This window comes from Microcoleus sp. AT3-D2, assembly GCF_036705715.1.
Classification (GTDB): domain Bacteria; phylum Cyanobacteriota; class Cyanobacteriia; order Cyanobacteriales; family Microcoleaceae; genus Microcoleus.
The window spans coordinates 1-24383 of sequence record NZ_JAUBVE010000077.1 but is presented as its reverse complement, the minus strand read 5'-3'; the positions used below and the strand labels follow the sequence as shown (position 1 = coordinate 24383).

The window sequence follows — 24383 nt, the reverse complement described above, 5'->3', positions numbered from 1 at the left end:
CGCCCCACCAGATATTTTGTAGGGAGACAACATTGTTGTGTCCTGATCTATGTTTTAAAGACACAACAATGCTTTGTCCTGAACTATGTGTCCCTATCCCTAAGCTGTGTCAAGTTTTAAGCCTGAGACATAGCAGGCAAACAAACCTTAGTACCACCCAAACCGCAATAACCATTCGGGTTTTTAGCAAGATACTGCTGATGATAGCTTTCTGCGTAATAAAACTCAGGAGCATCAATAATTTCAGTAGTAATCTTGCCGTAACCGGCCGCAGTCAAAGCCTGCTGGTAAGCATCTCGCGAAGCTTCAGCTAACTGCATTTGCGTAGCTGAATACGTGTAAATGCCCGATCGATACTGAGTACCAGAATCATTGCCCTGACGCATTCCTTGAGTAGGATTGTGACTTTCCCAAAAAACTTTGAGCAGCGTTTCGTAACTAATTACTTTGGGATCGAACACAACCAGAACTACTTCATTATGTCCCGTCATCCCGCTGCAAACTTCGTTGTAAGTAGGATTCGGAGTAATCCCGGCTGCGTAGCCAACAGCCGTCGAAAAAACTCCATTTTGTTGCCAAAATTTGCGTTCCGCTCCCCAAAAACAGCCCAGGCCAAACAACGCAGTCTCCATGCCGTTTGGAAAGGGAGGTTTGAGCGGATTGCCGTTAACAAAGTGAGTTGCCGGTACCGACATCGACTCTGCCCGTCCCGGTAATGCCTCTTGGGGAGAGGGCAGGCTCGACTTTTTGCCAAATCCAAATAGCACCATAAGTTTGTGAGAGGATCTCTGATAAACGTCTTTACCTTACTTAATAATATCAGATGTATACTGAAAATAGTGACCCTCTTAAAGGTAGAATGTAAAAACCAGAAGGCAGATTTTTTTTACGGAAGGTTTTTGGTGATACTGCTCACTGCCAACGCAGTTTTAAATCACATTAGGTAGTGTTCTATGTCACCAAAGCATACCTAAAATATCACATATTGCTGAGGTATAAATCACGCTGATTTTAGGCAAAACAGCCGATTATTAAAGGTATGGTGTTGTAGTAGTTATTCAATACCATTTATTGGGAGCGTGTAGAAATGGCAGCTAAACCTTGCAGTCAACCTTTAAAATCTAATCCGTTTATTACTTACCGCGACCCAATTACAGGCAAGTGGATTGTGGTAAATCAGACTTTGCCCCAAGCAGCAGAAGAAGCACAGCTAGCAGCAGCTTGAGTTCTCATATTAATTCTTGACCTAAAAATTAACCATTCTTTCAAACTTCAGGACTTACGCAAAAAGTTATTGGACGCGCTACTTATATTCGTAAGGTGCTTACCTAAGCACCTTACTTTGAAACATTTCTCATCTCTTTTTGCAGTTCCAAATACCGATAGAGATATTCCGAAATTATCCCGTGCAAAAACAAGTCGCGTGCCGCATTAAATGGACTGTTGGGCGCTAGCGGATGGCGGTTAACAATTACATGATTCCAGTCGCAATTTCCGGTAATCTCGCTGACGTACACTCCAAAGTTTTCATCTAACTGAAGCGACATAACAGCTCGCGCAAATTCGTCGCTAGTCAAACACAGAGAATAAAATACTTTAAACAATTCGATCGCCGATTCTAAATCCAGAATGTTTAGCCATCTGCGTTTTTCAAAATCTATGGCAACTTCTACTGGTTGAATGCTATCATAATTTATTCCCCGTTTTTTGACGACTTGCAACCAGTTAGGATTTGTCAGCATTGACTGGTTGTAATCCCAGACAAAGTTATAGAGAATTAAGTCGTGTTCTAGAAACGCATTGTCAGCTAAATCGCTAACAGTGCGCGGATAAAGCTTTGACTTTTCTATCTGGGTGTCGGGGCCGTTGTCTATCAAGAAGTTGATAATGTTGGAGCCGATGCAGATGTGTCGGACAATTAAATAACAAGCTTCTGGCGAGACAAAGTTATTTAGGAAAAATGCAGCCGATTTGTGCATTAAAGTGTAAGCGCGAAATTGAAATGGCAACAGGCGCTTTGTTGTCATAATTACCGCCAGCAACAAGTTAGCAATTACTTTGATGGGAATGAGTAAATAATTGCGAGTCCAGTTTCGCAAATCCCGCATCATGTATGCTTTTGCGACTAAATCGACGGGAATAGCTCGATCGCAAAACAGCACATCCCAAACATTCGGATCTCGGCGGTTGTAGGGTTTGGTAGCGTAAGGGATTTTTCGCTCATCTGGGAGATTTTCGGTATCTTGTTTTTGCAGCTTTTGCATTAGCGAATTTCCTCCAATTGCAGCAAATATAAACGAGCAGTGACGCGAGCGGTTTTGACAATGCGGCGGGCAATATCATCTGTCATCCATTCGGCATTAATCAAATTTTCCAGTTTGGCTAAATGCGACTCGTCATTAGCTCCATGGTACGCTAAAAACGATACTTGTTCATCTTGTAAACCGAGAGTTTCTTGAATTTGTTTTGCCCACTTTCCCGCCAACTGATTTCCCAATCCTTCGATAATAAACATACTGCCAATTAAATCAACCGGATTTTCCCGCGATGCTTGGTGGAAGATAAAAGCTGATAGTGCTTCGCTGCCAATATTCTTATCATATTCCACAATTTTTGCCAATTCACCGCCCACAGAAACATAATTTTGTTCTAGCATTTGATAGTCGCGGTGTTCGTCTTGAGCATGGCCGATAAAAGTCGATCGCAGGCGAAAGTCAATCATGTTAGAAGCAGCGCGAGCAATCCAGCGAGCTCCCTCTACAACTTGCGGCCGGAGATTGCACAGCAAAGCTTGATAATCTTCTATTGTAAACTCTCCTCGGTACAATTTGCGGACAATAGGAACGGAACGAATTTCGCGATCGAACTTCAGCCAAATCCATGCTAACTCCCGCAACAAATAAGCTTGCGGAGAGTTGGGGTGTTCGGGTTTAACGCTTTCGAGAGGCGAAGCTTCGGGAACCTCATGAAAGTTAGAAATTTGAGAAGTCATAGGTGTAGTGGTATTTTCCACAGCAGTTAACATGATGTATGCCGTTGTAAAGCGGCTGCTTTCTGGCACGAAACAAAAGATTTTCTGTCCAGGCTGCAACTTGCCAGAATTGAACAATTCTTCTAACATCAAATAAATCGACGCACAACCTGTATTTCCCCGTGTGTATAAGTTGGTAAACCATTTTTCTTCAGGAATCATGCAGCCTGCTTGTTCCAGAAGTTCTACAATTTGCCCCCGGAAAAAGTGAGACGAATAATGGCACAGCAGCCAGTCGATTTCCTGCGGACAAACTCTCCCGGCTTTAATCAACCGCAGCCAACCTTCAACGCCTAATTTCATTACATTGTCCAGCAAGCGAATATTTTGCCGCAAGTCAAAAGCTCCCGCTGTGGCTGCATCGAGGTAGGAGGAATAATCCAACCAGCTTTTAGTCGATGTTTCGTTGGCTAATCCTGAATACATACAAACAGGATAAGCATTGGCGTGAGAAACGAGTTCAATCCATTCTATTTTTAAACTAATTCCTGTCGCGCTGGGATGGTTTTGGAGCAACAATGCTCCCGCACCGTCGGAGAGCATCCAACGGAGAAATTCTGTATCGAAAGGCAGGGGTTTTCCCGCTTGCACTGAAGTCTTTGCTTCAAATTTGGTGTTTTTGAACAGGCGCGAGGGAAATTCGGAAGCGACAGCAATGGCGGTTTGTTTTTTGCCGAGTTCGATTTGAGAGGCGGCGTAATTTAAAGCACTAACTCCGGCACAGCAAACTCCTTGAGTTGACACTATTTCTAGGGGAGACAATTCGGAAAGTTCCCCGTGTACTGTGCTGGCAAATCCCGGTACTAATAAGTCTGGTAAAGTGGTAGCGCAGGCCAGTAAGTCGATCGCCCCTGGTTCCAGATTTGACTGAGAAATCGCGTCACGGACGGCAAACGCTGCCATTTGGCTGTTAGAATATAGTGTTTGCTGCTGTTTGTCGATCGCGTAGTAGCGCTGTTGAATCCCGTTGCTGTTGAGAATTCGCTGCCTGACTCTCGAAGGGCGCGAGGCAATTTTGCCGAGATATTCTTCCATCTCATCATTATTAATCGGTTCTCCCGGCAAAAATTTTCCCATCCGATTGATATAAGCACTGTACATGGCGTAAACCTCTAAAGTTGCTAATTTACTCGGGTTCGTTGGTTTGTTAAATCAAGCCAGAAAATATCTAAAATTGATTGTGGTTTGTGAAGCAGTGAACTTGCAAGGAGCAAGCCGCTATCTTGTAGAGTCGCCGGAAATTAGGCAAGTTGAGCAACAGCGGCAACAAGTAACCTGAAGCAGGGTGAAGTTTATGGTAATTGAGCCAATATGTAAGTAGAGTTCCTTCACTGCTTGGCAACTACAATGGATTTTGAAGAAATAAATGTTTGGTATGCTCAATCTCAACGACGCACGGCTGTGTCGCTGTTGATGAAACGAGTCGGCGTAACTCGCACTAGGGCTGAATGCTTTATCAGGCTGTGGATTTATTTATTGGTTAAACAGCTTCAGGAAAATCAGCCCCGTCTCAAACCACCGCTGGCAAAACTGGAAGTGCCAGCAACAGAAGTGCAGTGCACTCACCGGGAAGCCGCCGAACTATTTTACTCCGATTCCGATCGCGGGAGCGATCGCGCCGCCGGAATGATGTTAGATAAATTAGCAGCACTCGGATTAATCGCAAAACACTTTGATGGTAACGCTACGGCAATTCAAATTCAACCAATTTCAGAAATTTTAGAGGCCGCCGAACCTCAAAAGCCTGTACAACTCCAATTAGATGATTTCAACCCTCGGTGCGACGCGATTCCCGTTGCCAATTTATTAGCCACCAATTACAACTGGATGAACCGAAACACTAACGCCGTTCCCCACAAAATTGCTAAAATCCTCCGGCTTTTTGCCAGTCAATACTCCAAGGGAATGCGAGTTTTGCGCCGCTCAGATAATCTCAATCCAGTCGGATTTTACTTATTTTATCCCACCGCTAGCGAATCTGAAGTTAATTTTTTTAATGCTGCTAGTAAAGGGCTTCATTTAAGTTCTATTTCCGATATCGATCCTTTCAAGATGGCGCTACCAGGAGATCTAAATTGCCAGTCAGTATTTGTCCGCAGTTGGATAATCGAGCCAGAGTATTTGTCAGAATACCGCATTGCTTTTCTCGAAGACACACAAAAAGTTTTAGGCGAAATGCAAACAGATTTTCCCAATCTTTGCGACTTGTACACGCTAATGATTCACCCCATGTACGAAAAACTGTGCCTGGCTTTGGGATTTCAGAAGACTAGCAGTGATAGTCAGTTATCTGTTTATTGGATGTATCTAGCATTGGATAGATTTTTAGCCCTGGACATTAAGGAAGCATTGCTCAAACTGTAATAGATATCTGGTAAATAGCCAGCCAAGGGCAGGCAGGATGCCTACACCACAAGAGTTTTACTCGTTTCTCGTTACCAGGCAGAGCCTGGTAACGGAGATCCACAGGCTCTGCCTCCAATTTTCCCAAGCAAGCGAGGCAGAGCCTCTGTACATCAACCAGTTAATCGCCGAATCATCTTGTTTATAAAACTTCCCGTCCCAAATAGGGTTGTAAGGCTTCCGGCACTTTTATAGTTCCGTCTGGCTGCTGGTAATTCTCCAAAATTGCCGCCATTGTGCGGCCCACAGCTAAACCCGAACCGTTCAGCGCGTGAACGAATTGAGTGCCTTTTTTACCAGCTTCTTTAAAGCGAATATTTGCCCGCCGCGCCTGAAAATCTGCGACGTTGGAACAACTGGAAATCTCGCGGTATTTGCCCGCAGATGGCAGCCACACCTCTAAATCGTAGGTTTTGGCTGCCGCGAAACCTAAGTCACCGGTACATAGTGCGATCGCCCGATAAGGCAATTTCAGCGCCTGTAAAACTCCCTCAGCATCCTGCACTAATTTTTCGTGTTCTGCTTCCGAGGTACTCGGATGCACGAGTTTCACCAATTCAACTTTATTAAATTGGTGCAATCGAATTAATCCCCTCGTATCTTTGCCGTAACTGCCAGCTTCCCGGCGAAAACAAGGAGTATAAGAACAGTGATAAACTGGCAACTGTTCTGCTGCCAAAATTTCACCTCTGTACAAATTGACCACCGGAACTTCGGAAGTAGGAATTAACCATAAATCATCTTGGTCGCACTTGAAACTTTCTTCAGCAAATTTGGGTAATTGACCCGTAGCAGTCAGGGATTCAGTGTTAACTAAAAATGGGGGAATAACTTCTACATAACCTGCTTTTGTGTGGCGATCGAGCATAAATTGAATTATCGCTCTTTCCAGGGCTGCCCCGGCTCCCATTAAGCTCACAAAGCGGGGCTGAGCTATTTTTACTGCCCGTTCAAAGTTGATAATTCCTAACTTTTCGCCGATTTCCCAGTGCGGTAAAATACCGGGATTTTGGGGAATGTATTCGTCTCCCCAGCGCCGGATTTCGACGTTTTCCTCTTCATTTTTGCCGATCGGCGTTGACGGATTCGGCAAGTTTGGCAGCGGCAGCAATAAAGCTTCTATTTGAGCTTTTAGGTCTTTTTCCTGTGCTTGCAGTTCGTTCGACTCGGTGCCGACTGCGTTGCCTTCTGCCTGCAGTTCCTGAATTTCGGGAGATTCGAGGGGTAAACCCGATTTTCTTTTTTGACCGATGAGTTTGGCAATTTCGTTGCTGCGGGCTTGTAGTTGCGATCGCTTGCCTTCCAACTCCCGCTGCTGTTTGTCTAATTGCAAAATCGGCTCGATTTCATAGTTACCTCCGCGCAGGTTGAGGCTTTCTTGCACGGCTTGCGGATTTTCTCGGATTAATTTGAGGTCTAGCACAGATTTATTCTAAATCTTAAATTTTAGATCGGCTGGGACAGAACGAGATGATATAAAAGCTTTGTTAATCATTGGCAGATTGAATCATAATTTATTCTGACTGAAAATCTTAGTTGGGTGTCACCCATGAAGGGTGACACCCCACAAATGTATGTTATAGTTGCAAATATTAGTAGATGCACCCTGATAATTTTCTACCCCAGCCAGCGATGGTAGGGGTTTTTTGTTGTCTGGCATGGAATTGAAGCCCTGGATGCACTATTAGTCTAAAAAACCCAGTTTCTCGCGATTATCGTCTCAAATGAGGCAATTACGTCAAGAAACTGGGTTTTTGCGTCCAGGACTAGGTTACTAAAATATCTGTCCGGTTAAAAGTTAAAGCCCGTGCGAAGCAACCAAACCCATTGAGTGTCGTTGCGGCTGTCATTCTCAGGATTAACAACGACCCAAGCAGCAGGGGTGATAGAAATGTTGTCGTTGACCTGAAAGCGATAGAACGCTTCAATGTGATAGGAAGTATCTCGCTCGCGGCGCACATTACTGCTCGTCACGCGAGCTGGCAAACCCACTAAAATCCCCGGTAGGTTGCCTTGACCTCCAACATCTGGGAAACTGATCCCGATCGCTGCATACACAATATCGGCGCGATCGTCACCGTCAACATTTAGCAAAACCACGCCACCTCTACCATCCGAAACGCTACTAACACCAGAATTTTCTGCATTGGCGCGAGTATAAACGCCCCAACCGTGAACTTGCAACCGGGGAGCAAGGCGGTAGAATCCTTGTACGCCTACAGAATCGCTGGATGTAGCAATATTGTCCCCAAAAGGTCGCGCAGCCAGAAAACTGCCCGTACCGCCTGTGAGGTCGGCTTTACCGCTTGGTGCAAAGGTACGAGAATACGCTACGCCAATCTTACTTTTCCCGTTAAGTATGATTTTTAGCCTTGAGCCAACCTTGGCAAAGATCATGTAAATTGGACCAGCCTCGCCAGAGGACTTGAATCCCAATCGGAGATTTACGACGATGCTCAAGATAGCCCCCAAGATAAGCAACCGATTCAATTATTGCCCAAGCAACTGTTAAAATAGCCGTTCGCTTTGGGAATCTAGCTGATAAGACCTGAATTTGAACAGGGCTAAGTATTTCAATCCCAGGAGTATCAGGTTGATAAAGATGATTGTTGAGGCGATCGCATTGACCTTTTAATAAAAGCTGCGGTTATGTTACATTAAAATAGGAATTAAACCTCAGTTGCGTGATAATACATAGCTATACTGCTTGTTTTGTCGGTGGAGGTGCAGCCGAAAGCTTATCTGTCATTATCCAGAGTTTACCTACTTTGGAGTTATCGATAGAGCAGCAGTCGGACAAGCCACAAATTTAAAGTTATCTTCAGTTTTCCATTACTATGCAAACTATTCAAGTTGAAAAATCAGGTCAAATCCAAGTTAATAAAGGCAAAAATCCTAGAGAACTTTACGCCCATCAAAATGAGGCAATTAAGGCACTGGATCAGAAAAACAAGTCTCCTTTTGAGGGTTTGTTGGTTTTGCCTACGGGTGGTGGAAAAACGTTAACAGCCGTTCATTGGTTACTACGCAATTTTATCGATAAGCGAAAAAAAGTTCTGTGGATTGCTCATAGACATGAGCTACTTAATCAAGCGTTTGAAACTTTAAAGTTTAGTGCCTACCCATCATTACTGAGTGATACTGAAAGATTCAGATATCGCGTGATTTCTGGTGATACCAACAATCACGATCGCCCTGTTAACATCCAACCGACTGATGATATTATCATTGCCAGCAAAGATAGTTTAAACAGTGGGCTGAATTACCTCACAGATAATTGGGTTAATCATTCTAATGAGATACTTTTAGTAGTGGATGAAGCCCATCATGCAACAGCAAAGACTTATCGAAAATTAATTGACAGCATTAAGCAAAACTTTAAAGATAGAAAAAAAGCAGATGGTTTCAGAATGTTAGGGTTGACAGCAACTCCATTCAGAACAGATAAAAGTGAGCAAGGTTTGCTTAAAAAAGTTTTTCCCGATGACATTATATTTTCAGAACACTTGAGGACGCTCATTACAAGAGGAATTCTTGCAGAACCAGTTTTCGAGAACTTAGAGACAGAGCTAGATTTCTATAAAGAATTAACAGACAGAGATATTAGATCAATTGAGGACTTCGACAAATTACCTAAGAAGGTTGCCGAAAAAATTGCGATGTCGAGTATCCGCAATAAACGGATTGTCGATCACTATGTTGAGAACCGAGAAAAGTATAAGCCCCTTCTGGTTTTCGCAGTTGACATCCAACACGCGATCGCATTAAACGGATTATTTAAAAAACGAGGAATAAAATCTGACTTCGTGGCATCAAAAATCATAGACGAAGGCACTGGAGCTACAATTTCTGTAAAAGAAAATTCAGAAAAAATCAAGCGCTTCAGGGCAGGAAAAATCGAAGTTCTCATAAACGTAGAAATGTTGACCGAAGGAACTGATTTGCCTAATGTTCAAACAGTTTTTCTGACACGCCCAACTACTTCTACACTTTTAATGACCCAAATGATTGGTAGGGCTTTGCGCGGACAGAAAGCAGGAGGTACAGAAAAAGCCTATGTTGTAAGCTTCATCGATAATTGGGAAGATAAGATTAACTGGGTTAATCCTGAAAAATTGACTGATATTGATGGCGCTGAGTTTGTTGATAGAGATATCGAGACAATGAAGAGAATTGCTCGACTTATCTCAATTGAAAAGATAGAAGAGTTTGCCCGTATGATGGATGATTCCATCGACACTACTGCTTTAGAAAAACTAGATTTTCTGAGGCGGGTTCCTGTTGGAATTTATCGCTTTTCTATTCTTGAATCTTCTGAGTCTGCTGAACCAGTGTCTAGAAACTATGATGTACTTTTATATAACGGCACTGAGGAAGCCTATGATAGTTTTGTTAATGACCTAGATGCTGTATTTAAGAGTGTAAATATCCAAAATAGAGAAGTCTTGACTGACGAGGAGCTGGAATATTTACTGCAACTAACGAAGAACCTCTACTTCCCAGACTATCCTTTCCTGCTTGGATACAGAGATGATGATGTTAAAAATATTTTACGCTTCTATGCTCAAAAGGAGATGGAGCCAGAGTTCATCGCTTTTAGTGAGCGTAGAAAGTGTGATTTGTCAATTGTGGCAAGACATATCTACGAGAATGATTTAACACTTAGGCAGGTGACTGAATATCTTACATCGCTATGGAATGACAGTAAATCCTTTTGGCAGGTTTTATTTGGATATAATTACCTTTATTTCAAGAAACAGGTAGATATCGAAATCAATAAGCTACTTGGAGTTTACCCCGATCTAACAGTTACCCCGACCATTGTAATTCCTGATACAGTTCCATTAGAAAGCCTTTCACTTGTGGAAATCCGAGAGCGTGATCCAGCAGAGTATCGGGATATTAAGGATGCTGTCTTTGCCAAGTATACTGACGGGAAAGGATTCATCCTCTGTGCCTCTAGTGGGTTTAAGAGCCAGATGCGAAGAGATTTTCAAATTGACCACATTATACCAATGTCAGAAGGTGGCTTAACTAGATTGGAAAATCTCCAAGTGTTGTCGCCCAAAGCACACGCAGAAAAAACTCGGTTGGAGAATCTAAAAAGGTAGTGAGTCGCAAAGCTTGAACGAATCCGCAGTATAACAATTCGCTTGGAGCAGACTGCTGAAAGATATGGGTACTGAGTTCAAGGTTACTTGCAGGCGCTCAAACGAACCGTTATGCCGAATCGATAAGTCCATTAAGATTATCTATTTCAGTTCGAGATTAGGCAAGCGAATATAGTAGACTTCGTTGTTGAGTTCGGAGAGTTTATTGGCGATCGCCCTCTAAAACACATCAAATCAGTTGAGAATATTTGCTGATGAGTGAAATAGCGATCGTCTATAGCAAACTTTAACGGTCAAGTCATCGACATTTCCTGCTTGCCAAAGTGGTTCGCAGATCGCATTTTCACGATCTATGATGGCTTGCTGATAGTTGCGCTTCTGGGCGTTGCTTAATCAGGGTATGAAAAAAAATCCCTTTAAAATCCAAAAGCTTTGTGGATACTGGTTTATAGGAGGGTCCTATTTAGCTTTTCATACCGTAAATCAGCAACGCCAAAAGACTGAGTGCGATCGTTACTCGTTTCACCTCAAACTCCAATGAAGGCTCATTTGGAGAGAGTCGATCGTAAATATGACGTTGCCAACCTAACATTAGCTTTTATTAGGTTTAAGCTCGAATACCTAATGTTTTAGGTGAGCGGCTTTTCTTTGTACATGATTGTACGAGATAGTGTTTATTTTATTGTCGTAAAACTTTCTCAATCGGCTCGCCAGACTACTTTTGTTAACCGAAAAGATATGAATATTTAAACTATCTCCTCGGTGCCAAAATAATCAACGATATTAATTTTTTTTAATGCTTTATGAGCATTATTTTCTCAATACGTGACAAATTTTTAGGAGAATATTTTCGACAAAATGTTTCAGAAATTGCTTTTAAAACCTGGTCGAGTCATATTAAATTTAACTCTCTATGTTGCTGATGATAACAATTAAATAGTGGCTCTATATCTATCTTTGGAGAGACAATACTTTTAGCAAAGACTAAAAATGCGAGATCCTTGATCGGTACCGATCTGCTGCTCCGCAGTCGGGTCGGATGCACCGCACCAACTCAATAAATCTTAAATTTTGCTTGGGGTAGGATATTGTAAAAAATCATTAAGTTTACAGTCAATTACGGTAGAGTATAGTAAACTGCAAAAAAAGTATCGCACTCACCGATGCAGCTAATTAAAAAGCCCTAGTAAAAAAGCCGATCGTCGCTCAAAACCAACGGTGAGAGTAGGCAAGTCAAATATTTGCCTGTAAAACCTGCAATTACAGTGATCGTGACATGGTTTAAAAGCTCTGGATAATGGCGATCGCCCTTTTTGGCCAAGTCACTATACTGCAATAATTGTCTGCGCTGTCAATGGGTAAATCTGAGATGCGATCGACAAATTACCTATTCTGTTTCCTAGAAATATTTGCCAGCGAAGGCGGCATTCAATCCTACGTTAAAGACATTATCAAAGCTTACGTGTCAATAACCGGAAACACGAACTCGCCGCCGCAAGCTGAAGTTTTGTTGTTGCGAGATTCCGAAGACTGCAACAATCCTTACGAGTCAAAAAATCTGAAATTTTATTACCTCAAAACCGAGAATCCCGGCTTGGGTCGTCTTAAGTTTGCTACACTATTACTAACTCGCTTGCTGCAAAAACGACCGCTGCGGGTTTTTTGCGGCCACATCAAACTCGCACCGCTAATTCAAATTTTGTGCCAACCCTTGGGAATTCCCTATACAATTTTAACTTACGGCAAGGAAGTGTGGGAACCGCTTCCGCCTAAATATCAAACAGCAATGAGTCAAGCTGATAGTATTTGGACTATTAGCAGGTACACGCGCGATTCCCTACGGGATAGCTTCGCTTCACGCACTTGCGAAATTAACCAATTAAATCCCGAAAAATTCAAAATAGTGCCTTGTACGGTAGATGAAAATATATTTACGACTGGGCCCAAGCCACAGGATTTATTAGAGCAGTACAATCTGGTTGGTGATAAAATATTGATGACTGTAGCCAGATTGCGATCGACGGATATTTACAAAGGCGTCGATGTCACAATCCAAGCTTTGCCGCAAATAGCCAAAACTTTTCCGAATGTGAAATACTTAGTTATTGGCAGAGGAGACGATCGATCGAGATTAGCCAAACTCGCTGATGATTTGGGAGTTACCGAAAGAGTAATATTTGCGGGTTTTGTAGCGACAGAAAATTTAGCAGCACATTACCAGTTGGCCGATGCTTATGTAATGCCCTCCCAGGAAGGGTTCGGTATAGTTTATTTGGAAGCGCTGGCTTGCGGATTACCCGTGCTGGCGGGGGACGCGGACGGGTCAGCCGATCCGCTGCAAGATGGTAAACTGGGATGGCGAGTTCCTCACCGAGATTCGGCAGCAGTAGCGGTTGCTTGTGTGGAAATGCTGCGAGGGGAGGATAAAAGGTGCGATCGCCATTGGTTGAGGGAACAAACCCTCGCAAGATTTAGTTTTGAATCCCTTTGTCAATCCTTGCAAGGAATTTTTCAACCCTCTCACTCTGATTAACTTATAACGTAGAGAGCGGTTTCTCCGTGTATGATGGGAAAATTAACTCGAACAACTGCGTGATTTTCTGAGTAGGATAGAGTTATGCCTACGTGCAAAGACACCCAAGGAGACCACCGTGAACCAAGGCACACCCAAAATATCTTTCAAGCTACCCCGTATTAGCAATTGGTTGATACTGCTGGGCATCGCGTATTTGTTGGTGTCTATTGGTTTGGGTTGGATAGTTAAATCAGTGTTGATTTTAGTAGCTTTTTTGTTGCTGACGCCTGTGGTCGCATTTTTCGCGCTTCAGTGGTGGCTGAAACGCAATTTAATTGAGGACAGTTGTCCAGTTTGCCAATACGAATTTACAGCTTTAAATCAAACTCAGTTTCAGTGTGCCAACTGCGGCGAACCTCTGAAAATAGAGGAAGGTCATTTTAGTCGCTTGACACCGCCCGGTACGATCGATGTTACCGCAGTAGAAGTATCATCGGTTCAACAGTTAGAAGATTAACAATTGGGAATTGGGAATTGGGGATGGGGCATAGGGCATAGGGCATGAGTTAGTTGTTGGTTATTATTTGTTTGTTGTTATTTGTTATTTGTTACTTGTTGGTTCTAATAACCAATTCTCCATGCCCGATGCCCGATGCCCAAAATTACTTTTTGTTACTTGTTGGTTCTAATAACCAATTCCCCAGGCCCGATGCCCCATGCGCGATGCGCGATGCCCGATGCCCAAAATTACTTTTCTAGACGCACTGCATACCACTGCAAATATTTTCCTTGCCCGACATCTAATTCACAATAAGTATCAATTAAATACTTAGCTTGAGCTTCCACGCCAGATATTTTATGCACATCCTGCGGCAAATCTTCATGTTCCTCGGCTAACACGGCTTTCAGCTTTTCTAACAGTTCCGCCGCCGTCAAAAACTGCTCTGACTGGTTTGTTTCTAACACCACAAAGGTGTCTTCGTCATACAGTGACATAGTTTCAAAGGTTGAGGTTAATTATTTCTAAAGTTTCGTACACTTAAGCGAACCAAAGTATAAACTCTTAATTACAATTTTTCAGCCCCGGCTCGATCGTGTTACAATTGAACAACATCAGAATTCCTAGCGGATTACCGTTATTAACTTACTTGTTAACTTACTTGTTAACCGAGTTGTCAACAGATCCGACACAGCATTTCTGAGGAGATTTGTCAAGTACAAATTTGTCAAGTGTCAAATTGTCAAGAAATATTCGATCGGCTGTATCTAATTATAACTGGCACTATACATTCCCATGATCACATCTTCCACTTCAACCCCTGTTGCGCGCAAGCCCTCTAAATCAGAAGGTCTGAAAGAACGCAGCAACTATTTACGAGAACCCGTTGCGACTGAACTGTTACAAGAAACTACCCACTTCACCGAAGAGGGGCTTCAGATTCTCAAATTTCACGGCTCGTACCAGCAAGACAATCGCGACAATCGAGTTAAAGGACAAGAAAAAGATTATCAGTTCATGCTCCGCACCCGCAATCCCGGCGGGTTTACTCCGCCGCAATTATACCTAGCTTTAGACAAGCTATCTGAAGAATACGGCAACCACACGCTCCGCGTCACAACGCGCCAAGGTTTCCAACTTCACGGCGTGTTGAAAAAAAATCTTAAAGCAGTGTTTTCCTCAATTATTAAAAATATGGGGTCAACCTTGGGAGCTTGCGGCGACTTGAACCGCAACGTCATGGCGCCTCCAGCACCGTACAAAAATCGCCCAGAATACAAGTATGCGCTGCAATACGCCAACAATGTCGCCGATTTGCTGACACCGCAAACCGGTGCTTATTACGAAATTTGGTTGGACGGCGAAAAAGCTGTTTCGGCCGAGGAAGACCCCGCAGTGAAGGCCGCGAGACAGAAAAACGGCAACGGCACAATCTTTAGCGACAAAGAAGAACCGATTTACGGCAGCCATTATATGCCGCGCAAGTTCAAGTGTTCCGTTACGGTGCCGGGAGACAATTCAATTGACTTGTACTCTCAGGATTTGAGCTTGGTGGTAATTACCAATGAAGCTGGCGAGTTGCAAGGTTTTGACGTGTTTGCTGGCGGCGGTTTGGGCCGCACTCACAATAAAGAAGAGACTTTTGCGCGGGTTGCGGATGAGATTTGCTATGTTGCCAAGGATGATGTTTACGATTTGGTCAAGGCAATTGTAGCAACCCAAAGAGATTTTGGCGATCGCACAGACAGACGGCACGCGCGGCTGAAGTACCTGATCAACGACAAAGGTGTACAGTGGTTCCGCGAAAAAGTAGCCGAATATTTTGGCAAGCCCCTAGAAGCCTTTAAACCGCTGCCTGAGTGGAAGTATTTGGATTTCTTGGGCTGGAATGAACAAGGAGACGGCAAGCTATTTGTCGGCATTTCCGTGGACAATGGCCGGATCAAGGATGAAGGTTCATTTCAGCTAAAAACTGCTTTGCGGGAAATTGTGCAGAAGTACAACTTGCCGATACTGGCGACGCCGCACCAAAACGTGCTGATTTACGATATTTCGCCGGATATCAAAGAGGAAATTCAGGGAATACTCGATCGATGTGGCATTCAGCGGGAAACTGCGATCGACCCCTTAGTTCGCTATGGGATGGCGTGTCCAGCAATGCCGACTTGCGGGTTAGCGATTACCGAATCTGAGCGCGTGATGCCGAGCATTTTAGAGCGGATTCGGGCGCTTTTGGCCAAAGTTGGCTTGCAAGACGAGCATTTTGTGGTGCGGATGACTGGTTGCCCAAATGGATGCGCCCGTCCTTATATGGCAGAATTGGGGTTTGTCGGGAGTTCCCCGGAATCCTACCAGATTTGGCTGGGCGGTTCTCCCGACCAAACGCGGCTGGCAAAACCAATTGAGGAAAAGCTGCACGTCAAGGATTTTGAAGCTTTTCTGGAGCCGATTTTTGTTTATTTCAAGCAAAAACGGCAACTGAGCGAGAGTTTTGGCAATTTTTGCGATCGCGTCGGGTTAGAATCTATCCGTCAATTTGTAACCAACTACCAATCTGCTGACTCGATGACAACTGAGATTAATGAATTAGATGTTACGTCTAGTAACGACGATGCAAATGAGACTGCCACTGCTGGCGGTGGCAAAGTCCGCCGTCGAATTAGCGTCCGCGATGAAATTTACAACGAGCTCAAGGAAGAAGCAGCCCGTCAGGGCAAGCCAATCACGCAGCTAGCTACAGAAGCCATTTCCACTTATTTAAAGAAGATTAAGGAGGAAGCATAAGCCGATTTTCGATTTTCGCTTTGTGATTTTCGATTGTATTCAATAGACTTCTGGCAAAAGTAATATAAAGGCAGAGCATTTGCAGAAAAAAACTTGAATTTGTAAAATAATTCCGGTTGTAGATGCTTTGCCTTTATTGTTTTTTGAACTTTTGAAACCCGCCTGCCTATCTCCTCTCATTCTCTATTCCTCTGCGTTCTTTGCGTTCTCTGCTGTTAAATAAAAAATCTATCTAATAGAAAACGAACAATCCCAAATTCAATGCCTCAATTACAAAGATTAGCAGTTACTGCCACTCAAATTTGCGATCGCCAAATCGATTTAACTAGGGAACAACAGCATTATTTAAATCGAGTGCTACGTTTGCAAGCGGGCGATCAATTTATTGCAATGGACGGCCGAGGACATTGGTGGTCTGCCGTCCTAGAAATGCGGGAAACCGGGTTATTTGCCTCGATAGCAGAGGAGATTGCTGTGGACAGGGAGCTACCCGTGGAAGTAACTTTGATGGCGGCATTGCCCAAGGGAAACGGCTTTGACGAGGTTGTGAGACAGGCGACGGAGTTGGGTGTGGCAAGTATTGTGCCGGTAACGAGCGATCGAACTTTGCTCAAACCAAGTGCTCAAAAAGTCGATCGGTGGAGGAGAATTGCTGCGGAGGCAGCGGAACAGTCGGAACGTCAAATTGTGCCGACGATTTTAGAGCCTGTTTCGTTTGATATTGCTATCAAAGATTGCGGTCAAAAATATCGATTTATTTGTGTGGCTCGCGGGGACAATCGGCATTTGTGGGATTGTTTGATTGGTAGTTTCGATCCCCCCCAGCCCCCCTTAATAAGGGGGGGGCAAGAATTCGATCCCCCCCAGCCCCCCTTAATAAGGGGGGAGCAAGAACGGGAGGAATTAGCGATTGTGATTGCTGTTGGGCCGGAGGGTGGATGGACTGAGGGTGAGGTGGAAAGGGCGAGCGAATTTGGTTTTGAAGCTGTATCTTTGGGGAGTAGAATTCTGAGAGCGGTGACAGCACCGATTGTGGCTTTATCGTTAATTGGCGCGGTGTTTGAGAAGTCATAATATTTCCAAAATATTCAGGAGACTTGCTTGGTTTGGCGATCGCAGCTAAAAGGTAAATGACTAACTATCACAGAAGTAAGTAGTGCTGGTTTTGTTTCCTATAAACAGGGCGAATCTAATTCAATAAATATAAAAAAAATCTTTAAATCAATCAAATAAATTTTGTGTTGTGTTAAGTAAATTCATCAGATAGGTGGGTTGAGGTTAATGAAAATAGATTTGAGGAAAGCTCGATCGGGCTTTTAACAATTTTAGGTACAACATCAGTTTTTGGACAATCTCCTCGCTCTCGATTGCTCAACAGATTAATTGCGATCGTCCTCACGATCGGCTCAGATCCCGCTTGGCTGTTTTATGTAAAATTTTGTGACAAAAATTGGTATTTTGCATAAAAATATCAGGTTGAGCATGAAGAAAGATCTAGGCTTCTGGGTGATGATTGCGGCACAGGAGAGGAAAGAACATGAAAGGGCGATCGATTTTTAATATAGCGGTGAGCTTAGTTATTTGTGGCTCTAGCTCTTCGCCAGTATTGGCAGAGTTAAAACAGGCGATCGAAGTGAAACCTGATCGGATAGCTCAACAACAGTCTAATTGCCCAGGTTCAAATAATATAGAGATTCAGAGATGTCTCCGGTTAAATTACGAAGCGGCGGATCGACGGCTGAATGAGGTTTACAAACAACTGACTTCAAAATTGAGCAGTGAAGAGCGATCGATACTTTCTGAAGCACAGCAAGAATGGATTAAGTTGCGGGACAAAAACTGTGAGTTTGAAGTTTACCAGAATCGAGGCGGTACAGGTTATAGAGGTTTTCTTAATGAATGTTTGGAACGCATGACTAAACAGCGGACAGGCGAACTGGAAAAGTATTTAAAACCGAGATAAAGGAGGCAGAGTTTTTTATGCAAAATCTCAACAATTTAACCAAGTTTTTTACGTTATTAATTGGCATGATCGTTATTGTTTTGGTGTGGGTAACATCAGTCAACGCTCAAGCGCAACTCACAGAGCGATCGAAACTAGCAATAAATGGCATAGGACCGATCCGAGTTGGAATGACCGTTGATGAAGCCTCACGCTCTGCTCGAATTAAATTAATTATACCAAGTCGCAGTGGTAGTTTTGACGATGATCTGTGTTCCTACGTTCATCCACAAGGAGTACCAAAAGGAATTTCCTTTATGGTAGCAAAGGGTCGTATTGCCAGAGTAGATATTGACAACGAGCGTATCACTACCCTCAAAGGAGCTAAAATTGGGAATATTCAAGAGCAAATTATTAAGCTGTATCCAGGGCAAATTAAAATAACTCCACATCATTATGTTGGCGCCCCACCTCAAAATGGTAAATATTTAACTTTTGTGCCTAAAGATGCGGCTGACAAAAACTACCGTATCGTTTTTGAGACAAGCAGTAATCGGGTAACAAGATTTAGATCGGGGAAACTTCCTGAAGTTGAGTATATAGAAGGCTGTTCTTAATACGGCGAGTAATTTTTTGTTGGAGATTGTAGTTACAATAGAGAGGGGAAATCATGAAAGGGCGATCGCTTTTTAGCTTGACAATCAACATCATAGCAATCCTAGCTACCAGCATCCCAGCAGTTTTCGCTCAGCCCAGCCCAAGATACATAGATAAAAACTGCCACCTCAACCAGGAACTACCACAAATAGAAAGATTTACTCTGTTTTACAGATCGGATTTTACAGCTAACGGTCAAAACTACTGGTTTTACACCGCCCGCTATCAAGACGGAGGCGTGCTTCTGTGCATATCAAAACCAAATTTTAACCAACCCAAACCTTTAAATGAACAAAAAATCGCAGCCAACTTTATTGATAAAATAGTGCGCGACCCCAACAACAAAACTGCCTTTATCATCGCAGTCAGAGAAGGAAATGGTTTTGAGACGCCAGTGACAAATTATGGCTTAGATTTGAGCAATGTCGATCGACCAAAACTCACCTCCCTTTCGATCCTACAGCAGCGGGGAACCCTCAAAGACCGCGGCCCCAGCGAACACACCTTTCAAGGACGGGCAGGTCAATCTATTACGATCGACCTCAAAAGCAGAGCATTCGACCACAACATAACACTGTTCGACACAAGCGGCAAAAAGATTGCCCAAACACCAGGCAACTCCCAGAATCTCCGAGAGTCTCAACTCATCGTAAAATTGCCTAGTAACGGCACTTATAAAATAATTGTTAAAGGAGGCGATCGCACAAGCAAAGGTACTTACACATTAAGTGTTAATTCCAATCAGCTTTAACTCAATTTAAACCAACCCCTAAGCAAATTCAAAAACAGGTGTTTCAATCACCCTAGTCGGCTTTCTCTCTTCCCAAATCATCTTCTGAAACTGTGGAACAGTTTCAGGTAAAAAAAACGCTCTCCCGTTTCCACACACACTTTAGCAGGAAGATTTTCAATGATAATAAACTTACCCTTGATTTCAAGGGTATAACTTACTTTTTCTTCCACCATTGTTTCTTGCCAAATATCATTGTTCATTTTGATTTATCTTTAACTTAAAATCAATCCAATTTTTCGGATATGGTTCGTATAAAGTAATGATTTTTACCAAAGGACGAGATGGATAACTATACTGAACGTGCAAAGGTCTATTGGCAGTGGTCAAACCGAAAATCAAACAGCTTGGGCCATATTTGTCATCTGGATACTCTTCGATAACTTCACCAGCCATTATTGCTTCCCGGAGTTCTTGTACCCTGATACGGCGAATTATGCTTTGGTTTACTGCGTGTTGTGAAAGCTCAAAATCATTTTTGACAATTTTGACACGTATTTTTTCAATGATTATTATAGTTTTAGATCGTATCTATAAGTTAACACAACAGCAAAAATTGTTAACCAGTGGCGAAACCACCCAAACATCAGCCAATATAGAAACAACGCCATTCCCGCAATCGCAATGACAAACATCAACCAAATAGCCGTCGCCCTAGAGGGTAAAGACTACAAACAAGCTGCCCAACTCATCAAACAACTACAAAAAGAATCCCCCGAAAATCCGTGGGTGCAATACTATATCGCCCGCTACTACGAACTCACCAACAACCTCGAAAAAGCCCAAACAACCTATAAACAAATACTCCGCGACATCACCAACGCCAAAATCGTCTCCCAGACCCGGCAAGCTATTCAACGGATTGAAACCGCACAACAAAACCTCCGCCAACAAGCCATAGAAACCGCCAAAAACGACCCCAGCAACCTCGAACCCGGACTCCTCATCCTCGAACCCGTGAGTCCCGAAAACAAAGCCGCAGCCATTCAACATATCAGCAGAATATTTAAAATCGACGCCTACACAACGCGGATGCAAATCCAAAGCCGCGGCTGGAGACTCTACAAAACTGGCCCCATCGCCGAACTCCGAATTTATGGTCAAGAACTCCTCAACGCCGGCATTCCCGTATTTTGGGCAACCCTAAGCGATATTCAAAAAATCCAAATCTTCCGAGTCCAGCACTTCCAGTCTCTCTCTTCCCCAGCCGTTGTTTGCAAAGATAAACTCGATAGACTCGGTGCGATCGAATTTAGCTGGTCAGAAGTTACCCAAAGAGTACAAGGCTTGTTGCCGATGTTCATCGAAGTCATGGACTACTCCCCCAACCGAAGAAAGGAGCAATTTCGCCACAGAGAAATCAGGCAAGATTACGCTCAAATCTGTGACTTACACATTCCAAGCAGAAACTGCATTCTGCGAATTTGCGACCAAAGTTACGAATTTCAACAAGGAGTTGACTTCACCAAAGCTTCAGCCGAGCTCCCCAATTTACCGAACCAGAAAAACAAAACATCGAGAGTCAAAAACTCTCAACAAATTCCTCAAAGTACCACCCGAATTAACTGGAATCACTTACTGGAAATATTCGATCACCAGCTTGACGTTACAGTTTGGTCAGAATTTACGCCCTTTGCCGAGACAGTGCTCGATTACACTAATATGTTGAGCAAGATAGAATCTCATATAGAAGTCGAGCGCAAATCTGAAACTCCTTGGGACTCAGCTTTCCAGCTATACAGCGGATTAGCCTTCCTCAGAAACCCAGAAAATAGGGAATAGAACAAAGAGTTAAAATTAAAAATGAGTAATGCCATTTTTATTTTTTTAACGCCAGCATTTGGGATTATCTAATGCCCAATTCCCTATTATCAATTCCCTATTGCCTACTTGGTTTTCACCTGACGGGCCATTTCCCGGAAATTGTTCATGCTGGGGCCAGGACTCCGACGACTTCCAGTTGGTGTCGGCATTAAATTATTAGGAGCAAAAGTCCGATTCGGTTCAGCTTGACTCGGCACTTTGCCGTTAGTTGCTGCCGCTGCTGCTACCTTCACAGGTTCGGGAGTATTAGCAGGAACGCTAGCGACTGGTTCGTTTTCTTTCTTCGACTTTTTCTCTACCTTAGCCTTCTTAGCAGGTTCAGACTTCTCAGACTTCTCAGACTTCTCAGACTTCTCAGACTTAGCAGGCTCAACTTTTGCTGGTGCGATCGCAACAGGTTCAGCTTTCGCAGGCGCAACTTTTGCTGGTTCCTTCGCTCCCGATTCGCCCAAATCTAGGAAATATTCAGACTTTTTCAAGCCCAACAGTCTGCCGAAAAAGCCGAAAATACCGCCGAAGAAATTTTTGATAAAACCAAACATTAGACTTACTCCTTTTGTTCTTTTAGAGAAATTTGTACAAGCTTGTCAACAAAGTTAGATTACGAGGTAAGGCAACTTTTGTCTACATTTCTTAATCAAAATTTACATTTTGCTGTATTTAAGCTGCCTCATCAAAGGCAATTTTAGGTATAAATACTTGCACGCCTTTGCACTTATTTACAAGTATCTCAGAATTTGTTAGCGATTCCCACTAATTGTCGATCGTACCTCGATCCGATTCGCTAGCTGTCCTAGTAAGGGTCACACTCCCTAGGGGAGTGATTTATGCTTTAATCACCAAGCAATTTTATTTTCAAATGAACAGTTCGCTCGATCGCAATCCCGTCATCCTCATACACGGCATCTGGGACACAAAGATTATTTTCAACACAATGTCCGCCCGCCTCAGCCAACTTGGATGGTCAGTCCACAGCCTCAACCTCACCCCCAACGACGGCAGCCTCGGGCTCGACTTACTGGCCAAGCAACTCGCAGACTACATCTCTGAAACCTTCGATCCAGAACAGCCTTTAGACATAGTAGGCTACAGCATGGGCGGCATCGTCAGCCGCTACTACGTCCAGCGACTCGGAGGAATCAACCGCGTACAGCGTTTCATCACCCTATCTTCCCCCCACCACGGCACCCTCACCGCTTATTCCCTACGCCTACCTGGATACCTGGATATGCGCCCTGATAGTGGGTTGCTGCGCGATTTGAATCAAGATGTGACCATGCTCAAGCGCATAAACTTTACATCAATGTGGACGCCATTTGACATAATGATTGTACCGTCAAACAGCTCCCAAATGCCAGTAGGTAAAGAAGTTAAAGTCAACGTTTTGCTGCACCGCCAAATGGTGACAGAAACCCTAAGTATTAACGCATTAGTTGAAGAACTCAAAGCACCTATAGAAAATAAAATTTCCACTTAAAAATGAATAGCAATTTCAGCCGAAACCCAGTCTTGCTAATTCACGGAATCTTCAGAAAATCGGGAATTTTTCACAAAATGTCTGCCTACCTCAGCCAACTGGGATGGTCAGTCTACACCCTCAATCTCTCGCCCCATTGGGGCAACGCCAGCATAGACGAATTAGCCCAACAGATAGACGATTATATAGACAAAACCTTTGCGCCCGAACAGCATCTAGATATAGTAGGATTGAGCATGGGCGGTTTAGTAACTCGCTACTACCTGCAAAGGTTAGGTGGCATTAACCGAGTGCAGCGCTTTATTGCCATATCTTCTCCTCACACCGGTACTTGGATGGCTTACACTCTCTGGGGAAAAGGCTGCATCCAAATGCGTCCTGGCAGTGCTTTTCTGGAAGATTTAAATCGAGATGCTGCCTTGTTGGAAAAGCTCAATTTTACTTCGATTTGGACAGATTGGGATTTCATCATTGTACCTGCTTCTAGTTCCCAAATATCCGCTGCCAAAGAAGTAAAATTGTCCGTATTTGCCCATGCCATGATGGCGAGGCATTCCAGCAGTTTAAAAGCGGTCGCTGAAGCACTGTCAGAACCATTGAAAGTTCATGATTAACCGTTTGATTCATTCTTGTATAAGGTCAAATTTTGTAGGGCGGGTTTCACCTACAATAATTGCCTAAAACCAAAAATCTTGTAAACCCGCCCCCACGAACACGGCAAATCGCTACCGGACTAGATATCAAACTGCGTCGCCAACTTCAGCGTATTCGCTGCGACCAAAAATTGCTTCGGCTTCGCAGTAATACTTGAATTCCAGTATATTGTGGAAAGGATCTTCTAAGAAGAAAGTACGGTGTTCTGTAGGCAAACCGACAAATCGCCGTCTCGGTTCTTGATAGAAATTTAACTTGTTTTGCTGGGCTTTTTCGAGCAATCCTTCCCAGTCAGCTTCGGAAGTAAAAATTAACCCAAAATGCCGGGGATAGATGCCTCGCTGAGGCGTCAAAGCTTCGCGGCTGACGTGGGCGACAATTTGATGGCCGCACAGACCCATAATCGCAGAATTCGGCGATTCGCGGCCTAGTTCGCAGCCGAGCCCGTCTACGTAGAACGTTTTGGTTTGGGCAATATCGGTCACAGGGAAGGCAAGATGAAATAAGACTTGACTCATCAAAAAAAATTGGTCTGAAACCCCGTCCTTGTAGGACGGCTTTACATAGATTTCTGTTAAGACGTACCATCTTACATAAGAGGTGCTACTATGTAAAAGAGCACATTTAAAGTAAGCATGACACTAAAAGCCTTCAGCTATCGATTATACCCAACGCCGGAACAGGAAAATTTGTTGC

25 protein-coding genes are annotated in these 24383 nt (G+C 43.5%); 14 read left to right on the top strand and 11 right to left on the bottom strand.

The window, feature by feature from the left end; translation table 11 throughout:
- Positions 1–116: 116 nt before the first annotated feature.
- Positions 117–770, bottom strand: a complete 654-nt coding sequence (gene msrA / locus QUB44_RS25155; RefSeq protein WP_333082965.1) for a peptide-methionine (S)-S-oxide reductase MsrA — start codon at positions 768–770, stop codon at positions 117–119.
- Between the two features lie 317 nt (positions 771–1087).
- Here msrA and QUB44_RS25150 point away from each other — a divergent pair, with 317 nt between their 5' ends.
- Positions 1088–1225, top strand: coding sequence for a hypothetical protein (locus QUB44_RS25150; RefSeq protein WP_333371779.1), 138 nt, complete (start codon positions 1088–1090; stop codon positions 1223–1225).
- A gap of 112 nt (positions 1226–1337) precedes the next feature.
- On the opposite strand, the gene QUB44_RS25145 is transcribed toward QUB44_RS25150, so the two are convergent.
- Together QUB44_RS25145 and QUB44_RS25140 are read right to left on the bottom strand one after the other, a co-directional pair.
- Positions 1338–2264 (bottom strand): DUF6999 family protein, encoded by a 927-nt coding sequence (locus QUB44_RS25145; RefSeq protein WP_333371776.1) that lies wholly within the window; start codon positions 2262–2264, stop codon positions 1338–1340.
- Complete coding sequence (locus tag QUB44_RS25140; protein WP_333371774.1) at positions 2264–4132, bottom strand: 3-oxoacyl-[acyl-carrier-protein] synthase III C-terminal domain-containing protein; 1869 nt, start codon at positions 4130–4132, stop codon at positions 2264–2266. The genes QUB44_RS25145 and QUB44_RS25140 overlap by 1 nt, the downstream gene beginning before the upstream one ends.
- Positions 4133–4378: 246 nt before the next feature.
- Between QUB44_RS25140 and QUB44_RS25135 the strand changes: the two genes are divergently transcribed.
- Positions 4379–5395: a hypothetical protein gene (locus tag QUB44_RS25135; RefSeq protein ID WP_333371772.1), complete on the top strand. Its 1017-nt coding sequence runs from the start codon at positions 4379–4381 to the stop codon at positions 5393–5395.
- A gap of 181 nt (positions 5396–5576) precedes the next feature.
- Here the strand turns inward: QUB44_RS25135 and serS are convergent, their stop codons facing one another.
- Together serS and QUB44_RS25125 are read right to left on the bottom strand one after the other, a co-directional pair.
- Positions 5577–6857 carry a serine--tRNA ligase gene (serS, locus tag QUB44_RS25130; RefSeq protein ID WP_333371770.1) on the bottom strand — a complete coding sequence of 427 codons (1281 nt, stop codon included), beginning with the start codon at positions 6855–6857 and terminating at the stop codon, positions 5577–5579.
- 368 nt (positions 6858–7225) lie between these two features.
- A complete protein-coding gene (locus QUB44_RS25125) occupies positions 7226–7870 on the bottom strand; it encodes an iron uptake porin (RefSeq protein ID WP_333371768.1) in 645 nt (214 codons plus the stop codon).
- Positions 7871–8271: 401 nt separating this feature from the next.
- Here QUB44_RS25125 and QUB44_RS25120 point away from each other — a divergent pair, with 401 nt between their 5' ends.
- Positions 8272–10545: a DEAD/DEAH box helicase family protein gene (locus QUB44_RS25120; RefSeq protein ID WP_333371766.1), complete on the top strand. Its 2274-nt coding sequence runs from the start codon at positions 8272–8274 to the stop codon at positions 10543–10545.
- A 463-nt stretch (positions 10546–11008) separates the two neighbouring features.
- Here QUB44_RS25120 and QUB44_RS25115 read toward each other — a convergent pair whose 3' ends face one another.
- Positions 11009–11137: a hypothetical protein gene (locus tag QUB44_RS25115; RefSeq protein ID WP_333371764.1), complete on the bottom strand. Its 129-nt coding sequence runs from the start codon at positions 11135–11137 to the stop codon at positions 11009–11011.
- Between the two features lie 762 nt (positions 11138–11899).
- Here QUB44_RS25115 and QUB44_RS25110 point away from each other — a divergent pair.
- The gene (locus tag QUB44_RS25110; protein WP_333158086.1) at positions 11900–13078 is read left to right on the top strand and encodes a glycosyltransferase family 4 protein; all 1179 of its coding nucleotides are present in this window, start codon (positions 11900–11902) and stop codon (positions 13076–13078) included.
- Positions 13079–13196: 118 nt separating this feature from the next.
- A complete protein-coding gene (locus QUB44_RS25105) occupies positions 13197–13577 on the top strand; it encodes a hypothetical protein (RefSeq protein ID WP_333158084.1) in 381 nt (126 codons plus the stop codon).
- Positions 13578–13807: 230 nt separating this feature from the next.
- Here the strand turns inward: QUB44_RS25105 and QUB44_RS25100 are convergent, their stop codons facing one another.
- Complete coding sequence (locus QUB44_RS25100; protein ID WP_333158082.1) at positions 13808–14056, bottom strand: chlororespiratory reduction protein 7; 249 nt, start codon at positions 14054–14056, stop codon at positions 13808–13810.
- A 298-nt stretch (positions 14057–14354) separates the two neighbouring features.
- Here QUB44_RS25100 and sir point away from each other — a divergent pair, with 298 nt between their 5' ends.
- The 5 genes from sir to QUB44_RS25075 all read left to right on the top strand — a co-directional run bounded on the left by sir (position 14355) and on the right by QUB44_RS25075 (position 19693).
- Positions 14355–16343, top strand: a complete 1989-nt coding sequence (gene sir, locus QUB44_RS25095; protein ID WP_333371762.1) for a sulfite reductase, ferredoxin dependent — start codon at positions 14355–14357, stop codon at positions 16341–16343.
- 261 nt (positions 16344–16604) lie between these two features.
- Entirely contained in the window at positions 16605–17417 is an 813-nt protein-coding gene (locus QUB44_RS25090) for an RsmE family RNA methyltransferase (RefSeq protein WP_333371759.1), read from the top strand.
- Between the two features lie 463 nt (positions 17418–17880).
- The gene (locus QUB44_RS25085; protein ID WP_333371757.1) at positions 17881–18306 is read left to right on the top strand and encodes a lysozyme inhibitor LprI family protein; all 426 of its coding nucleotides are present in this window, start codon (positions 17881–17883) and stop codon (positions 18304–18306) included.
- Between the two features lie 17 nt (positions 18307–18323).
- Positions 18324–18902, top strand: coding sequence for a hypothetical protein (locus QUB44_RS25080; protein WP_333371755.1), 579 nt, complete (start codon positions 18324–18326; stop codon positions 18900–18902).
- 53 nt (positions 18903–18955) lie between these two features.
- Positions 18956–19693, top strand: a complete 738-nt coding sequence (locus QUB44_RS25075; protein ID WP_333371753.1) for a hypothetical protein — start codon at positions 18956–18958, stop codon at positions 19691–19693.
- Between the two features lie 77 nt (positions 19694–19770).
- Here the strand turns inward: QUB44_RS25075 and QUB44_RS25070 are convergent, their stop codons facing one another.
- Positions 19771–19935: a YgiT-type zinc finger protein gene (locus QUB44_RS25070; protein WP_333371750.1), complete on the bottom strand. Its 165-nt coding sequence runs from the start codon at positions 19933–19935 to the stop codon at positions 19771–19773.
- Positions 19925–20218: a DUF4258 domain-containing protein gene (locus QUB44_RS25065; protein WP_333371795.1), complete on the bottom strand. Its 294-nt coding sequence runs from the start codon at positions 20216–20218 to the stop codon at positions 19925–19927. The genes QUB44_RS25070 and QUB44_RS25065 overlap by 11 nt, the downstream gene beginning before the upstream one ends.
- A 138-nt stretch (positions 20219–20356) precedes the next feature.
- On the opposite strand from QUB44_RS25065, the gene QUB44_RS25060 reads away from it, so the two are divergent.
- Positions 20357–21514, top strand: a complete 1158-nt coding sequence (locus tag QUB44_RS25060; protein ID WP_333371748.1) for a tetratricopeptide repeat protein — start codon at positions 20357–20359, stop codon at positions 21512–21514.
- A gap of 104 nt (positions 21515–21618) precedes the next feature.
- Here QUB44_RS25060 and QUB44_RS25055 read toward each other — a convergent pair whose 3' ends face one another.
- Positions 21619–22098, bottom strand: a complete 480-nt coding sequence (locus tag QUB44_RS25055) for a hypothetical protein (protein ID WP_333371746.1) — start codon at positions 22096–22098, stop codon at positions 21619–21621.
- A gap of 317 nt (positions 22099–22415) precedes the next feature.
- Between QUB44_RS25055 and QUB44_RS25050 the strand changes: the two genes are divergently transcribed.
- Together QUB44_RS25050 and QUB44_RS25045 are read left to right on the top strand one after the other, a co-directional pair.
- Entirely contained in the window at positions 22416–23033 is a 618-nt protein-coding gene (locus QUB44_RS25050; protein WP_333371744.1) for a triacylglycerol lipase, read from the top strand.
- 2 nt (positions 23034–23035) lie between these two features.
- The gene (locus tag QUB44_RS25045) at positions 23036–23647 is read left to right on the top strand and encodes an alpha/beta fold hydrolase (RefSeq protein WP_333371742.1); all 612 of its coding nucleotides are present in this window, start codon (positions 23036–23038) and stop codon (positions 23645–23647) included.
- 126 nt (positions 23648–23773) lie between these two features.
- On the opposite strand, the gene QUB44_RS25040 is transcribed toward QUB44_RS25045, so the two are convergent.
- Positions 23774–24205 (bottom strand): VOC family protein, encoded by a 432-nt coding sequence (locus tag QUB44_RS25040; protein WP_333371740.1) that lies wholly within the window; start codon positions 24203–24205, stop codon positions 23774–23776.
- Positions 24206–24322: 117 nt separating this feature from the next.
- Here QUB44_RS25040 and QUB44_RS31270 point away from each other — a divergent pair.
- Positions 24323–24383: helix-turn-helix domain-containing protein (locus QUB44_RS31270; protein ID WP_445299914.1), on the top strand; the 61-nt coding region annotated here is incomplete at its 3' end.

Coding starts and splice junctions, on each gene's coding strand:
- QUB44_RS25120 (WP_333371766.1), top strand. CDS start 8,272: ATGCAAACTATTCAAGTTGAAAAATCAGGTCAAATCCAAGTTAATAAA.
- QUB44_RS25070 (WP_333371750.1), bottom strand. CDS start 19,935: ATGAACAATGATATTTGGCAAGAAACAATGGTGGAAGAAAAAGTAAGT.
- QUB44_RS25150 (WP_333371779.1), top strand. CDS start 1,088: ATGGCAGCTAAACCTTGCAGTCAACCTTTAAAATCTAATCCGTTTATT.
- QUB44_RS25090 (WP_333371759.1), top strand. CDS start 16,605: ATGCCTCAATTACAAAGATTAGCAGTTACTGCCACTCAAATTTGCGAT.
- QUB44_RS25045 (WP_333371742.1), top strand. CDS start 23,036: ATGAATAGCAATTTCAGCCGAAACCCAGTCTTGCTAATTCACGGAATC.
- QUB44_RS25055 (WP_333371746.1), bottom strand. CDS start 22,098: ATGTTTGGTTTTATCAAAAATTTCTTCGGCGGTATTTTCGGCTTTTTC.
- QUB44_RS25135 (WP_333371772.1), top strand. CDS start 4,379: ATGGATTTTGAAGAAATAAATGTTTGGTATGCTCAATCTCAACGACGC.
- QUB44_RS25085 (WP_333371757.1), top strand. CDS start 17,881: ATGAAAGGGCGATCGATTTTTAATATAGCGGTGAGCTTAGTTATTTGT.
- QUB44_RS25140 (WP_333371774.1), bottom strand. CDS start 4,132: ATGTACAGTGCTTATATCAATCGGATGGGAAAATTTTTGCCGGGAGAA.
- QUB44_RS25060 (WP_333371748.1), top strand. CDS start 20,357: ATGACAAACATCAACCAAATAGCCGTCGCCCTAGAGGGTAAAGACTAC.
- QUB44_RS25145 (WP_333371776.1), bottom strand. CDS start 2,264: ATGCAAAAGCTGCAAAAACAAGATACCGAAAATCTCCCAGATGAGCGA.
- QUB44_RS25110 (WP_333158086.1), top strand. CDS start 11,900: ATGGGTAAATCTGAGATGCGATCGACAAATTACCTATTCTGTTTCCTA.
- QUB44_RS25115 (WP_333371764.1), bottom strand. CDS start 11,137: ATGTTAGGTTGGCAACGTCATATTTACGATCGACTCTCTCCAAATGAG.
- sir (WP_333371762.1), top strand. CDS start 14,355: ATGATCACATCTTCCACTTCAACCCCTGTTGCGCGCAAGCCCTCTAAA.
- QUB44_RS25050 (WP_333371744.1), top strand. CDS start 22,416: ATGAACAGTTCGCTCGATCGCAATCCCGTCATCCTCATACACGGCATC.
- QUB44_RS25100 (WP_333158082.1), bottom strand. CDS start 14,056: ATGTCACTGTATGACGAAGACACCTTTGTGGTGTTAGAAACAAACCAG.
- QUB44_RS25075 (WP_333371753.1), top strand. CDS start 18,956: ATGAAAGGGCGATCGCTTTTTAGCTTGACAATCAACATCATAGCAATC.
- msrA (WP_333082965.1), bottom strand. CDS start 770: ATGGTGCTATTTGGATTTGGCAAAAAGTCGAGCCTGCCCTCTCCCCAA.
- QUB44_RS25080 (WP_333371755.1), top strand. CDS start 18,324: ATGCAAAATCTCAACAATTTAACCAAGTTTTTTACGTTATTAATTGGC.
- QUB44_RS25040 (WP_333371740.1), bottom strand. CDS start 24,205: ATGAGTCAAGTCTTATTTCATCTTGCCTTCCCTGTGACCGATATTGCC.